Genomic DNA, 13843 nt, shown 5'->3' on the forward strand with positions numbered 1-13843 from the left:
ACGTAAGAACGCGCCGCCGCTAATCAAACCCTAAGTCATCCTGTAGTCAACAACACATCCGGCTCGAATGTCCATTTTTGGCCTAAAGTGCCTGGTTTTGGCCCGCCGTGCCCGATTGTGAACCGTTGGGGCGAAACGGGCGGACCGGTGGTCCACCGAGGGCTTAGCCGGCCGGGATCGGACACGCGCTACGGGCGGCGACCACCGGAAGAGTCGGGTGACGGAAGCCTGCCAGGCGCACCCGAAACCAAGAAAACCCCATGCGCGAGCGTGGCTTTGCTGGTCGTGCCACAGGCGGGTCGATGACGCGCTGGAATCCCGCGGAGTTCTCCGACATGACGTCCCGCTCCGCTGCGATTGCGGTGCCCCCCGCGGACGCTTCTAACCGTGGCGCCAATACTTCAGTCCGCAATCTAAGACATTATTCCGCAACCGTAGGCGAACAGCGGGTGAATAGCAGATGCCCGTCATCGACTTTGGCGTGCCTGAGCAGTGCTGAGTCCAGCAGATAGTTGTCGTGCAGCCGCCACGGACGGTGCGAGCCGGCCCGCGGCAGTTGGCTCAACGCGCGCAGTACATAACCGGAGATCTGCGTCACCAGCGGACGGTCCTGCACGTGCGGGTCGGGTTCGCCCGGGATGACGGTGTCGAAACCCTGTGAGTCCATGTAGTTGAGCACCCGGCAGACCGACGCCGACACCAAGTCGGCCTTCAAGGTCCACGACGCGTTGCTGTACCCGACGGTGAAGGCCAGGTTGGGCACGCCGCTGAGCATCATGCCCCGGTAGGCAACCGTGTCGCGCGGGCTGATCGGTTTGCCGGCGCGGCTGATCTCGGCACCGCCGAACAATCGCAGGTTCAGCCCGGTCGCGGTGACGATGAGTTCCGCCGGCAACTCCTCGCCGGAACCCAACCGAATCCCGGACGGGGTGAACGTCTCGATCTCGTCGGTGACAACATCGGCGCGCCCGGCGCTGATCGCGGCGAAGAAGTCGCCGTCGGGAGCCAGACACAACCGTTGATCCCACGGCTGATAGCTCGGGCCGAAATGCTTGGCGACGTCGAACCCTGCGGGCAGGCGTCGCCGGGCCATCGCCATCAACGTCTTGCGCATGAAGTTCGGGAAGCGCCGACTCACCTGGTAGACACCGACCTGGCCCACGATGTAGCCCCAACGGTTGGCCCCAGCGGCGACCCGACCCGGCAGCAGCCGGTTCGCCCAGCGCGCCACCGGATCAACCGAGCGCAGCAGCCCGATATAGCCCGGGGACCGCTGGACCATGGTGACGTGACCCGCCCCGGAGGCGACCAGCGCCGGCACCAGCGTCACCGCGGTCGCGCCGGAGCCGATCACCGCGATCTTCTTCCCGGCGTAGTCCAGTTCCGTCGGCCAGTGTTGCGGGTGGACGATTGGTCCGGTGAAGCTCTCGGTGCCCGGGAACTCCGGCGCGTAGGCGTCGTCGTAGTCGTAGTAGCCGCTACAGGCGATCAGGAAGCCGCAGCGCATCTCGATCGTCTCGCCGTCACGCTCGATGGTCAGCCGCCACGCGGCGTCGGCTTCGCTCCAGTCGGCGGCGACCAGCCGGTGGCCATAGCGGATGCGTTCTGCGATGCCGCTCTCGGCGACGGTCTCCCGCAAGTAGTTCTTGATCGTTGCGCCATCGGCGATGGTGGTGTCGGCGGTCCACGGTTTGAACCGAAAGGCGAAGGTGAACATGTCGGAGTCCGAACGGACCCCCGGGTAGCGGAACAGATCCCAGGTGCCGCCCAGATCGGCGCGGCGTTCCAGGATGGCGTAGCTCTTCGCCGGGCAGTGCCGCTGCAGATGCCACGCCGCGCTGATCCCGGAGATCCCCGCGCCGACGACCGCGACGTCGAGGTATTCGGCCACGGGCGATTAGCGTAGTCAACGGACCGGCCGCAAGCTCTCGACAGAGTGTCGATTTTCTCGACACCGTGTAGACTATCGGTCGTGACCCCGCTTGGCTCCACGCGATCCCGCAGCCGCCGTTCGACCCGGCCGTCCGGCGACGACCGGGAGCGGGCGATCCTGACCACGGCCGAACGACTCCTCGAGCAACGGCCGCTGGCCGAGATCTCCGTGGACGACCTGGCCAAGGGTGCCGGCATCTCGCGGCCCACGTTCTACTTCTATTTCAAATCCAAGGACGCCGTGCTGCTCTCGTTGCTGGAGCCACTCATCGCGGCCGCCGACGAGAACTTCGTCGGGGCGGTGCAGCGGCTGCCCAGCGACCCGCGACGGATCTGGCGCAGTGGCATCAAGGCGTTCTTCATCGCGTTCAGCTCGCATCGCGCGATCGCCCGCGCCGGCACCGAAGCGCTGGCCACCAGTCCCGAGTTCAAGGCGATGTGGAATGGGTTCATGCAGCGATGGATTCAACAGACCGCGGCGATGATCACCGCCGAGCGCGATCGCGGCGCGGCGCCACACACCATCCCCGCGCTGGACCTGGCGACGTCGCTGAATCAGATGAACGAGCGCACGATGATGGCCGCCCTGATCGCCGAAGAACCGTCGGTCGCCCATGATCGGGTGGTCGACACGCTGACACACATCTGGGTCAGCAGCATCTACGGCGAAGCGCTGTAACGACTTTCCTCCTCAGAACTCGCCGACACCGAAACCGGCCAGCAGCACCGCGAAACCGCCGATCTCACCGATGATGAGCAAGACCATGCCCACCTTCAGCAGCGGGCCGGCCTTCTCGAACTGGTTGGTGGTGTCACGCAAGGCGCCGTGCAGCATGTAGCTGGCGATCGCGGTGACGAAGAAGTACACCATCACCATCGACGCGGTCATGTTCACCCAGGTGGGCCAGCCGCTGAGCTCGACGAACACCGCGACCAGCAGCGTAGCGAAGGAGTACAGCAGCGCCGCCCGGTGGGCGATGTCGACGTAGATGTGCGCCTGGTGATTCTCCGAGGTGACGATCTGTTGGTACTTCCAGACCCCCAGCAGCAGCGCCAGCAGGAAGATCAGGCCGGCCGCCAGCAGGGTCACCTTGGTGTCGATACCCAGCGTCACCACATCCACAGTGGCGAGCCTATCGGGCGCCGCGTTTCATCCGCCGACCAGACGTGAAAGCCCCCAAGTCGGGCCGTCGGTGGGCGCTTTCGTGTCTGGTCGCCGAGTAGGCACTAACGTCGGCGGGATGCGCTTCGCGTTCAAGACCTCCCCGCAGAACACCAGCTGGGCCGACATGCTGGCGGTCTGGCAGGCCGCCGACGACATCGACGTCTACGAGTCAGGCTGGACCTTCGACCATTTCTACCCGATCTTCACCGATTCGACCGGGCCGTGCCTGGAGGGCTGGACGACGCTGACCGCGCTGGCGCAGGCCACCACCCGGCTGCGGCTGGGCACCTTGGTCACCGGCATCCACTATCGCCATCCCGCCGTATTGGCCAATATGGCCGCCGCGCTCGACATCATCTCCGGGGGCCGGCTGGAGTTGGGCATCGGCGCCGGCTGGAACGAGGAGGAGTCCGGCGCCTACGGGATCGAGCTGGGCACCATCCGCGAGCGCTTCGATCGCTTCGAGGAGGCGTGTGAAGTCCTGGTCAGCCTGCTGAGCAAGGAGACGACGGACTTCCAGGGCGACTACTACCAGCTGGCCGCGGCCCGCAACGAGCCGAAGGGCCCGCAGCGTCCACACCCGCCGATCTGTATCGGCGGCAGCGGCGAGAAGCGCACCCTGAAGATCACTGCGCGCTACGCCCAACACTGGAACTTCGTCGGCGGCACGCCGGCCGAATTCGCCCGCAAACGTGACGTCTTGGCCGGCCACTGCGCTGACATCGGCCGCGACGCAGCCGAGATCACGCTGTCGGCGCACGTGCGCCTGGACCCCGGTCATGACTACCGCAAAGTCATCGATGACGCCGCGGCACTCGGCGCCGAAGGGCTGGATCTGGCGATCGTCTATCTGCCGGTGCCCTACGACCCGGCGGTGCTGGAACCCCTCGCCGAGGCGGTCCGCGATTCGGGCCTCTGGGCCCCGATCACGTCGGGCTAACGACCAGCAAACTTTCTGGGGCCCAGTACACCCGGCTCAGCCCGGACGCCTACGTCGCGTAGCGCAGCAACTCGTCGGCGGTGATGAGACGCTCGTGCTTGGCCGGGAACTCCCGGCTCCTGCGCGGATAGCGCAGCAGTGACCAGGCCATTCGGCCCATCCGGTATCGATATATCGGGTTAATGTACACGGTGATGAACCCCCGCCCCGGCTTGGACCAGATTGGAATAACGCGGACCATGTTAACACAGCGGTTAACGCGATGCCCATTGCCGACCATTAGACACCGGGGCCATGGCAAACACGACGCGACGCGCCGAATTGTGTTGCATTTGTTGTAATCGGGGCGCAAGTTGCTAAAGGGGTAGAAATCAGTGTGCCGGCGCCGGTCGCACGGCCCTACCGGATCGGCGCCATCGTCGGCGTGACCGGGGCCGGCAAGGCGGTCTTGCCCATCAGATACCGGTCCGCGCCGGCGGCGGCGGCCCGGCCCTCGGCGATCGCCCAGACGATCAGCGACTGGCCGCGTCCCATGTCCCCGGCGACGTAGACCCCCGGCACGCCGGTCGCGAAGTCCGCATCGCGGGCCACGGTTCCGCGGCCGGTGAACTCCACGCCCAGGTCGGTCAGCAACGCCGACCGTTCCGGGCCGACGAACCCCATCGCCAGCAGCACCAGGTCGGCCTCGAGTTCGAAGTCGGTGCCGTCCACCTTCTCGAAACCCCCGTTGCGCCGCCGCACCTCGTGGGCCCGCAGCCCGGTGACGTGCCCGTCTCGGCCGATGAACTCCTCGGTGTTGACCGAGAACACCCGGTCACCGCCCTCCTCGTGCGCCGCCGAGGTCCGCATGATCAGCGGGTACATCGGCCACGGCGTGGACGGGTCCCGAGTCTCCGGCGGGCGCGGCATGATCTCGAACTGGTGCACGCAAGTGCCGCCCTGGCGGTGCACGGTGCCCAGGCAGTCGGCGCCGGTGTCGCCACCGCCGATGATGACCACCTTCTTGCCGTGCGCTGTGATCGGCGGCTCGGACAGATCACCGGCCTGTACCCGGTTCGCCCACGGCAAGTACTCCATCGCCTGGTGGATCCCGTCGAGTTCCCGGCCGGGGATCGGCAGATCGCGCCACGCGGTGGCCCCACCGGCCAGCACGACGGCGTCGAAGTCGCTGCGTAGTTGATCGGCCGTGACATCCACGCCGACGTTCACGCCCGCCCGGAACACCGTGCCCTCGGCGGCCATCTGAGCCAGCCGCCGGTCGACGATGCGCTTCTCCATCTTGAATTCCGGTATGCCGTAACGCAGCAGTCCTCCGATGCGGTCATCACGCTCGTAGACTGTCACCGCGTGCCCGGCCCGGGTGAGTTGCTGGGCGGCGGCCAGCCCGGCCGGCCCGGAGCCCACCACCGCCACCGACTTGCCGGTCATCTTCGACGGCCGGATCGGCTCCGCCCAGCCTTGCATGAAGCCACGCTCGACGATCTCGTACTCGACCTGCTTGATCGTCACGGGCGGCTGGTTGATGCCCAGCACGCAGGCCGGCTCACACGGCGCGGGACAGAGCCGCCCGGTGAAGTCGGGGAAGTTGTTGGTGGCGTGCAGCCGGTCGAACGCCTCGCGCCAGCGCCCGGTGCGGACCAAGTCGTTCCATTCCGGGATCAGGTTGCCCAGCGGACATCCGGTGTGACAGAACGGGACTCCGCAGTCCATGCAGCGGCCCGCCTGTTCGCGCAGCGTGTCCTCGGCGAACTCCTGATACACCTCGTTCCAGTCGCCCACCCGCTCGGAGACCGGCCGGCGCAACGGCAGGATGCGCTGGGTGTGGGTGAGAAATCCCTTCGGGTCAGCCATGTGCTGCCGCCATGATCGCCTCATTCGGGTCGGTGCCGCTCGCCTTCGCCTCGGCCACCGCTGCAAGCACCCTTCGGTAATCGCGCGGCATCACCTTGACGAAGTGGCGACGGTGGTTCGGCCAGTCGGCCAGGATGGCCCGTGCGGGCGCGGAGTCGGTTGCCTCGGCGTGGGCGGCCAGGATCCCGCGCAGCCAGCTGACGTCGTCGGCGTCGAAGTCACCGAAGGCGTCCAATTCGACCATCTCGGTGTTGAGCCTGCCCGGCAGTTGTGCATCCGGGTCGTAGACGTAGGCGACGCCGCCGGACATCCCGGCGGCGAAGTTGCGTCCGGTGCTGCCCAGCACCACCACCTTCCCGCCGGTCATGTATTCGCAGCCGTGGTCGCCGACACCCTCGACAACGGCATGTGCCCCGGAGTTGCGGACCGCGAACCGTTCACCGACCACTCCCCGCAAAAACACCTCACCGCTGGTGGCGCCGAACAGGATCACGTTGCCGCCGATGATGTTGTCCTCCGCGACGTACCCGTCGGGCGCGTCGGTCGGCGGCCGGACCACGATCCGGCCACCGGAGAGGCCCTTGCCGACATAGTCGTTGGCGTCGCCGAAGACCCGCAGCGTGATCCCGGGCGGCAGGAAGGCACCGAAGCTGTTGCCGGCAGATCCGGTGAAGGTGATGTCGATGGTGTCCGCGGGCAGGCCTTTGGCGCCATAGGCTTTGGTGACCTGGTTCCCGAGCATGGTGCCGACGGTCCGGTTGACGTTGGAGATCTTGCTGGTGAACCGGACCGGGGTGCCGGAGTCGAGTGCTTCGCGGCTCATCACGATCAACTGCTGATCCAGCGCCTTCTCCAGGCCGTGATCCTGGCCGGAGCTGCAGTACAGGTCCTGGTTCATGAAGGCCGACTCCGGCTCGTGCAGCACCGGTGTGAGGTCGAGCTTGTGGGCCTTCCAGTGCGCCCGCGCCAACGTGGTGTCCAGGGCGTTGACCTGCCCGACCGCTTCATTGATGGTGCGGAACCCCAGCGCCGCAAGGTATTCGCGGACCTCTTCGGCGATGAACCAGAAGAAGTTCTCGACGAATTCCGGCCGCCCGGTGAAGCGGCTGCGCAGCTCCGGGTTCTGAGTGGCCACCCCGACCGGGCAGGTGTCCAGGTGGCAGACCCGCATCATGATGCAGCCCGAGACCACCAATGGCGCGGTGGCGAAACCGAACTCCTCGGCGCCCAGCAGCGCGGCGATGACCACGTCGCGGCCGGTCTTGAGCTGTCCGTCCACCTGCACCACGATCCGGTCCCGAAGACCGTTGAGCAGCAACGTCTGCTGAGTCTCGGCCAGGCCCAACTCCCACGGCGCCCCCGCGTGCTTGAGCGAGGTGAGCGGCGCCGCGCCGGTGCCGCCGTCGTGGCCGGAGATCAGCACCACGTCGGCGTGCGCCTTGGACACCCCGGCCGCCACCGTCCCGACGCCGTTCTCCGCGACCAGTTTGACGTGGATACGGGCCTCCGGGTTGGCGTTCTTCAGATCGTGGATCAGCTGCTTGAGGTCTTCAATGGAGTAGATGTCGTGGTGCGGTGGTGGCGAGATCAACCCGACGCCGGGGGTGGCGTGGCGGACCTCGGCGATCCACGGATACACCTTGTTGCCCGGAAGCTGGCCGCCCTCACCGGGTTTGGCCCCTTGCGCGATCTTGATCTGCAGATCGGTGCAGTTGACCAGGTAGTCGCTGGTGACGCCGAACCGGCCGGAGGCGACCTGCTTGATCGCGCTGCGCCGCCAGTCGCCATTCTCGTCTGGCAGGTAGCGCCCGGCGTGTTCGCCGCCCTCGCCGCAGTTCGACCTGCCGCCGATCCGGTTCATCGCGATCGCCAGCGTCTCGTGGGCTTCGGCGGAGATCGAACCGTAGCTCATCGCCCCGGTTGAAAACCGTTTGACGATCTCGGTGGCCGGCTCGACCTCCTCGATCGGAACCGGTGGCCGATCCCCGATTTTGAACTTCAGCAGGCCCCGCAGGGTGGCCAGCCGCTCACTCTGATCATCGACCAGCGCGGTGTACTCCTTGAATACCTCGTACTGGCCGGTGCGGGTGGAGTGCTGCAGCTTGAACACCGTTTCGGGGTTGAACAGGTGGTACTCCCCCTCCCGGCGCCACTGGTACTCACCACCAACCGGCAACTCGCGGTGGGCACGCTCCTCGGGACGGTCCAGGTAGGCCAGCGCGTGGCGGCTGGCCACGTCGGCGGCGACGTCGTCGAGCGTGATGCCGCCGATCGGGCAGTACAGACCGGCGAAGTACTCGTCGAGGATGTCTTGGGAGATGCCGACGGGCTGGAACAGTTGTGCGCCGGTGTAGGACGCCCGCGTGGAGATACCCATCTTGGACATCACCTTCAGCACACCCTTGCCGGCCGCCTTGGCGTAGTTGGCCAATGCCTTGCCCCGCTCGATACCGTCGATCAGTCCCCGGTCGAGCATGTCCTCGACGGACTCGAAGGCCAGGTAGGGGTTGACGGCGGCGGCGCCGAAGCCGATCAGCGCCGCGATGTGGTGCACCTCGCGGGCGTCGCCGGACTCCACCACCAGGCCCACCTTGGTGCGGGTGCGTTCGGCGACCAGATGGTGGTGCACCGCGGCGGTGGCCAGCAACGACGGGATGGGCGCCAGCGTCTCGTCGGACTCCCGATCGGAGATCACCAGGAAGCTGGCGCCGTCGTCGATCGCCGCCGACGCCCGGGCGCATACCTGCTGCAGCGCTGCGCGCAGCCCGGCCCCGCCCTCGGCCACCGGGTACAGGCAACTGATCACCGCCGCCGACAGGCCGTGCGGGCCGCGGTTCCCGATCCGCTGATCCGGGTCCAGTTTCAGCAGCTTCGCGAGGTCCTGGTTGCTCAGAATCGGCTGGGGCAGCACGATCTGGTGCCAGGTGGGCGCTTCGGTGTTGAGCAGATCACCCTCCGGTCCGAGGGCGCCCTGCAGGCTGGTGATCACCTCTTCGCGGATGGCGTCCAACGGTGGATTGGTGACCTGGGCGAACAACTGCTGAAAGTAGTCGTAGAGCAACCGGGGCCGCGCCGAGAGCACCGCCACCGGGGTGTCGGTGCCCATCGACCCGATCGGCTCGGCGCCGGAGCGGGCCATCGGGGCGAGCAGCAGGTTGAGTTCTTCGTAGGTGTATCCGAATACCAGCTGGCGCAACAGCACCCGGTGGTGCTCCATGCGGGGCGCGTCACCGGGCGGCAGTTCGTCGATGCCGATCAGCGCCTCGTCGATCCACTGCCGGTAGGGGCGCTCGGCCGCCAGCGTCGATTTGATCTCCTGATCGGAGATGATCCGTCCGGCGGCGGTGTCCACCAAGAACATCCGGCCGGGCTGCAGCCGTTGCCGGTGCACCACGGTGGCGGGATCCAGGTCGAGCACTCCGGCCTCGGACGCCATCACCACCAGCCCGTCGTCGGTGACCCAGATCCTCGACGGCCGCAGCCCGTTGCGGTCCAGCACCGCACCCACCAGGGTCCCGTCGGTGAAGGTCATCGAGGCCGGGCCGTCCCAGGGCTCCATGAGCGAATCGTGGTATTCGTAGAACGCGCGGGTGGCGGCGTCCATGCTCTCGTGCCGCTCCCAGGCCTCCGGGATCATCATCAGCACCGCATGCGGCAGGCTGCGGCCCCCCAGGTGCAGCAGTTCGAGCACCTCGTCGAACCGGGCGGTATCGGAGGCACCCGGAGTGCAGACCGGGAACAGCTTGGTGGCGCTGTTGTGGGCTCCGCCAGCGCCTTCCGCTCCCGCAGCGCCGAAGACCTCGGTCCGGATCAGCGCCTCCCGGGCCCGCATCCAGTTCTCGTTGCCGGTGACGGTGTTGATCTCGCCGTTGTGCGCGATGCGCCGGAACGGGTGCGCCAGCGGCCACGACGGAAACGTGTTGGTGGAAAACCGGGAGTGCACGATACCCAGCGCACTGTGCAGCCGCCCGTCGGCCAGGTCGGGATAGAAGGCCTTGAGCTGCGGCGTGGTCAACATGCCCTTGTAAACCATCGTCCGGCCGGAAAGGCTTGGGAAATAGATGGTCTCGCGCCCCGGGCCGTCCTGTCCGGGCCCCTTGTTACCCAACTCGTGCTCGGCGCGTTTGCGCACCACGTAGGCGCGTCGCTCCAGCTCCATGCCGGAGGCCCCGGCGATGAACAGCTGGCGGAAGGTGGGCATCGCGTCACGAGCCAACGCGCCCAGCGACGAGTCGTCGGTCGGCACGTCGCGCCAGCCAAGTACCTGCAACCCTTCGGCTTCGACGATCTTCTCCAGGCCGGCGCAGGCGGCCGCCGCGTCTTTGGCCGACTGCGGCAGGAAAGCGATGCCGGTGGCGTAGTCGCCTTCGGCCGGCAGGTCGAAATCGGTGACCGCACGCAGGAACTGGTCGGGAACCTGGATCAGGATGCCGGCGCCGTCACCGCTGTGCGGTTCGGCTCCGGCGGCGCCGCGGTGCTCGAGGTTGAGCAGCGCGGTGATCGCCTTGTCGACGATGTCGCGACTACGTCGGCCGTGAATGTCGACGACCATGGCCACACCGCACGCGTCGTGTTCGAACGCGGGGTTGTAGAGCCCGGCCCGGGAGGGTGTCATCACCACCTGATCCTTCGCACTTTCCGGAGTCGACTCGTCTGACATCGACGAGCGCTCGAGAGGATTGGTCCGTGCGACATTGAACGGCGGTCCGCCTGAAATTCTTCACAGGCAACGTCACGATATACCCCGACCAGCGTCGCGTGCCACCTGCTGGACAAATGATCGACCGGCAGCGTTGTGTTACCTGGACGCAATATCCGGATGATGTCCAGGAAATGTGGGCTGCCTATCGTCTGGCTGGCCGCACGCAAAGGAGATCCGGGATGGACGTCGATATTTTCAAGCTGCTCGCCGACGAGTCAGTGGAGTACGTCGACGTTCGGTTCTGTGATCTACCGGGCGTGATGCAACATTTCTCCATCCCTGCCTCAGCGGTGGATGCGAGCGTGTTCGAGGACGGGTTGGCCTTCGACGGTTCGTCGATCCGGGGCTTCCAGTCCATCCACGAGTCGGACATGCTGCTGCTGCCCGACCTGCACACCGCATGGATCGATCCGTTCCGGGCGGCCAAGACGCTGAACCTGAACTTCTTCGTCCACGACCCGTTCACCCGTGAGCCCTACTCCCGCGACCCGCGCAACGTGGCGCGCAAGGCGGAGAACTACCTGACGAGCACCGGCATCGCCGACACCGCCTACTTCGGCGCCGAAGCCGAGTTCTACATCTTCGACTCGGTGAGCTTCGACTCGCAGATGAACGGCTCGTTCTACCAGGTGGATTCGGTTGCGGGGTGGTGGAACACCGGCAAGACCACCGAACCGGACGGCAGCCCCAACCGCGGCTACAAGGTCCGGCCCAAGGGCGGCTACTTCCCGGTGGCGCCCAACGACCAGTTCGTCGACCTGCGCGACGCGATGGCCACCAACCTGACCAACGCCGGTTTCGCGGTGGAGCGCGGTCACCACGAGGTCGGCACCGCCGGCCAGACCGAGATCAACTACCGGTTCAACACGCTGCTGCACGCCGCCGACGATTTGATGCTGTTCAAATACATCATCAAGAACACCGCCTGGGCGCACGGCAAGACCGTCACCTTCATGCCCAAGCCACTGTTCGGCGACAACGGCTCGGGCATGCACGTGCACCAGTCGGTCTGGCAGGACGGCGAACCGCTGTTCTACGACGAGGCCGGCTACGCCGGACTGTCGGACACCGCCCGGCATTACATCGGCGGCATCCTGCACCACGCCCCGTCACTGCTGGCGTTCACCAACCCGACCATCAACTCCTACAAGCGCCTGGTGCCGCACTACGAGGCGCCGATCAACCTGGTCTACAGCCAGCGCAACCGCTCGGCCTGTGTGCGCATCCCGATCACCGGCACCAACCCCAAGGCCAAGCGGCTGGAGTTCCGCTGCCCGGACTCCTCGGGCAACCCGTACCTGGCGTTCGCCGCGATGCTGATGGCCGGCGTCGACGGCGTCAAGAACAAGATCGAGCCGCCCGACCCGGTCGACAAGGACCTCTACGAGCTGCCGCCCGACGAGGCGGCCGCCATCCCGCAGGCACCCACCCAGTTGTCCCAGGTGATCGACAATCTGGAAGCCGACCACGAATACCTCACCGAAGGCGGGGTTTTCACTCCCGACCTCATCAACACTTGGATCAGCTACAAGCGGGAGCACGAGATCAACCCGATCAACCTGCGCCCGCACCCCTACGAGTTCGCGCTGTACTACGACTGCTGACCGGGGCTGACGCGGTATCGACGCCGCCGCGATTAAGCTGCAGGGTTGTCGGGCCACCCGGCCGTGCCGCTTCTGTATGCCCCGAGGAGCCTATGAACGCCCAGGACGACTTCCTGCGGGGCCGGGTGCCGCCGTCGCAACAGCATCCACAACAGCATCGGCAACAGCAGCCCCAGCAACCGGCACAACAACGGCCCTGGCAACCGCCGCCGCAACCGCAGCCGCAGCCGCCACTGCAGCACGCGCCCTATCCGGCGCCGGCCCCGCTGCCGCCGCTCCGGCCCCGCCCGACCCGCGGCTGGCGGCGTGTCGTGCTCTCGGCGACGTTCGGGCTGGTCAACCTGGGTCCCTCACCGGCCGAACGGGAGGAGACCGCCTACGAGGCGGCCATCCGATCGATGCCGAACGGCAGTTACAAGGTGGGCGTGTTGGGCAAGGGCGGTGTCGGCAAGACCACGGTGGCGGCCAGCGTGGGTTCGGTGTTCGCCGCACTGCGCCGGGCCGATCACGTGGTGGCCGTCGACGCCGACACCGCGTTCGGCCGGCTCGGCAGCCGTATCGACCCGCGCGCCACCAGTTCCTACTGGGATCTGGCAGCCGATGCGGGCATGCAGTCGTTCGCCGACATCAGCAGCCGGGTGGGCGCCAACGCCGCGGGACTCTACGTGCTGGTCGGCGAGCCGGCCGCCGGTCGGCGCCGGATCCTCGACGCCGCGCTGTACCGGGAGGCGGCGCTGCGCCTGGACCGGCACTTCACCATCTCGATCATCGACTGCGGTTCGACGATGGACTCACCGGTGACCCAGGAGGCCCTGCGCGACCTCGACGCGCTGATCGTGGTGTCCTCGCCCTGGGCGGACGGCGCCGGCGCGGCCGCCAAGACCATGGAGTGGCTCGCAGACCGCGGCCAGGGCGGTCTGCTGCAGCGCACCGTCGTGGTGCTCAACGACTCCGACGGCCACGCCGACCAGCGCACCCGCTCCGCGCTCACCGCGCAGTTCCTGCGGCACGGCCAAGCGGTGGTCGAGGTACCGTTCGACCCGCACCTGCGGCCCGGCGGGGTGATCGACATCATGCAGGAGATGGCACCGGCCACCCGCCGGCGCTTCCTGCAGATCGCGGCGATCATCGCGCATTACTTCTCGTCGCGCCCCGGCGGCCGGGACGCCAAGACCAGGCCGAATCAGAGCAGGTAGCGCACGACGCTCTCGGCGACGCAGGCCGGCTTGGCCCTTCCGTCGATGGACACCGTGGTCGAGTAGGTCACCTGCTGGGCGCCGCCGCCGACATCGGTGACCTCGACCACGGAGGTCTCCGCCCGGATTTTGGAGCCGACCGGAACGGGCGCCGGGAAGCGCACCTTGTTCAGCCCGTAGTTGATCGCCAGCTTCACTCCCTCAAGGCGGCTGATCTGCGCCATCAGTTTCGGCAGCATGGCCAGCGTCAGGTAGCCGTGAGCGATCGTGGTCCCGAACGGCCCGTCGGCGGCCCGCTCCGGGTCGACATGGATCCACTGGTGATCACCGGTGGCGTCGGCGAACAGATTGACCGCTTCCTGGGTGATGGTCACCCATTCGCTGTGGCCGATCGGCTCGCCCTGGCAGGCGGCGAGTTCCTCGATCGATTCGAAAGTGCGCATACGCTCCCGC

Annotated in this window: 9 protein-coding genes; 4 read left to right on the forward strand and 5 right to left on the reverse strand. The window is 67.0% G+C overall.

Annotated features, from left to right (window positions below; translation table 11 throughout):
* Positions 1-421: 421 nt before the first annotated feature.
* Positions 422-1891 carry a flavin-containing monooxygenase gene (locus BST10_RS05110; protein ID WP_083036807.1) on the reverse strand — a complete coding sequence of 490 codons (1470 nt, stop codon included), beginning with the start codon at positions 1889-1891 and terminating at the stop codon, positions 422-424.
* Between the two features lie 81 nt (positions 1892-1972).
* On the opposite strand from BST10_RS05110, the gene BST10_RS05115 reads away from it, so the two are divergent.
* Positions 1973-2611 carry a TetR/AcrR family transcriptional regulator gene (locus BST10_RS05115; RefSeq protein WP_083036809.1) on the forward strand — a complete coding sequence of 213 codons (639 nt, stop codon included), beginning with the start codon at positions 1973-1975 and terminating at the stop codon, positions 2609-2611.
* A 12-nt stretch (positions 2612-2623) separates the two neighbouring features.
* Here BST10_RS05115 and BST10_RS05120 read toward each other — a convergent pair whose 3' ends face one another.
* Positions 2624-3046 (reverse strand): hypothetical protein, encoded by a 423-nt coding sequence (locus BST10_RS05120; protein WP_041320385.1) that lies wholly within the window; start codon positions 3044-3046, stop codon positions 2624-2626.
* A 127-nt stretch (positions 3047-3173) separates the two neighbouring features.
* On the opposite strand from BST10_RS05120, the gene BST10_RS05125 reads away from it, so the two are divergent.
* Positions 3174-4037: an LLM class F420-dependent oxidoreductase gene (locus BST10_RS05125; protein ID WP_083036811.1), complete on the forward strand. Its 864-nt coding sequence runs from the start codon at positions 3174-3176 to the stop codon at positions 4035-4037.
* A 399-nt stretch (positions 4038-4436) separates the two neighbouring features.
* On the opposite strand, the gene BST10_RS05135 is transcribed toward BST10_RS05125, so the two are convergent.
* Entirely contained in the window at positions 4437-5888 is a 1452-nt protein-coding gene (locus BST10_RS05135; RefSeq protein WP_083036817.1) for a glutamate synthase subunit beta, read from the reverse strand.
* Entirely contained in the window at positions 5881-10503 is a 4623-nt protein-coding gene (gltB, locus tag BST10_RS05140; RefSeq protein ID WP_083037135.1) for a glutamate synthase large subunit, read from the reverse strand. Before gltB ends, BST10_RS05135 begins: the two co-directional genes overlap by 8 nt.
* A gap of 266 nt (positions 10504-10769) precedes the next feature.
* On the opposite strand from gltB, the gene glnA reads away from it, so the two are divergent.
* Together glnA and BST10_RS05150 are read left to right on the forward strand one after the other, a co-directional pair.
* Complete coding sequence (gene glnA / locus BST10_RS05145; RefSeq protein ID WP_083036820.1) at positions 10770-12194, forward strand: type I glutamate--ammonia ligase; 1425 nt, start codon at positions 10770-10772, stop codon at positions 12192-12194.
* A 92-nt stretch (positions 12195-12286) separates the two neighbouring features.
* Entirely contained in the window at positions 12287-13390 is a 1104-nt protein-coding gene (locus BST10_RS05150) for a MinD/ParA family ATP-binding protein (protein ID WP_205277440.1), read from the forward strand.
* On the opposite strand, the gene BST10_RS05155 is transcribed toward BST10_RS05150, so the two are convergent.
* Positions 13378-13833, reverse strand: coding sequence for a MaoC family dehydratase (locus BST10_RS05155; protein ID WP_083036822.1), 456 nt, complete (start codon positions 13831-13833; stop codon positions 13378-13380). The two genes, BST10_RS05150 and BST10_RS05155, sit on opposite strands and share 13 nt — an antisense overlap.
* Positions 13834-13843 lie beyond the last annotated feature (10 nt).

It is taken from the genome of Mycolicibacter algericus DSM 45454, assembly GCF_002086455.1.
GTDB lineage: Bacteria > Actinomycetota > Actinomycetes > Mycobacteriales > Mycobacteriaceae > Mycobacterium > Mycobacterium algericum.

What these genes read in the sequence shown, in the direction of transcription:
- BST10_RS05150 (WP_205277440.1), top strand. Translation starts at nt 12,287, where the DNA reads ATGAACGCCCAGGACGACTTCCTGCGGGGCCGGGTGCCGCCGTCGCAA.
- BST10_RS05125 (WP_083036811.1), top strand. Translation starts at nt 3,174, where the DNA reads ATGCGCTTCGCGTTCAAGACCTCCCCGCAGAACACCAGCTGGGCCGAC.
- gltB (WP_083037135.1), bottom strand. Translation starts at nt 10,503, where the DNA reads ATGACACCCTCCCGGGCCGGGCTCTACAACCCCGCGTTCGAACACGAC.
- BST10_RS05135 (WP_083036817.1), bottom strand. Translation starts at nt 5,888, where the DNA reads ATGGCTGACCCGAAGGGATTTCTCACCCACACCCAGCGCATCCTGCCG.
- BST10_RS05155 (WP_083036822.1), bottom strand. Translation starts at nt 13,833, where the DNA reads ATGCGCACTTTCGAATCGATCGAGGAACTCGCCGCCTGCCAGGGCGAG.
- glnA (WP_083036820.1), top strand. Translation starts at nt 10,770, where the DNA reads ATGGACGTCGATATTTTCAAGCTGCTCGCCGACGAGTCAGTGGAGTAC.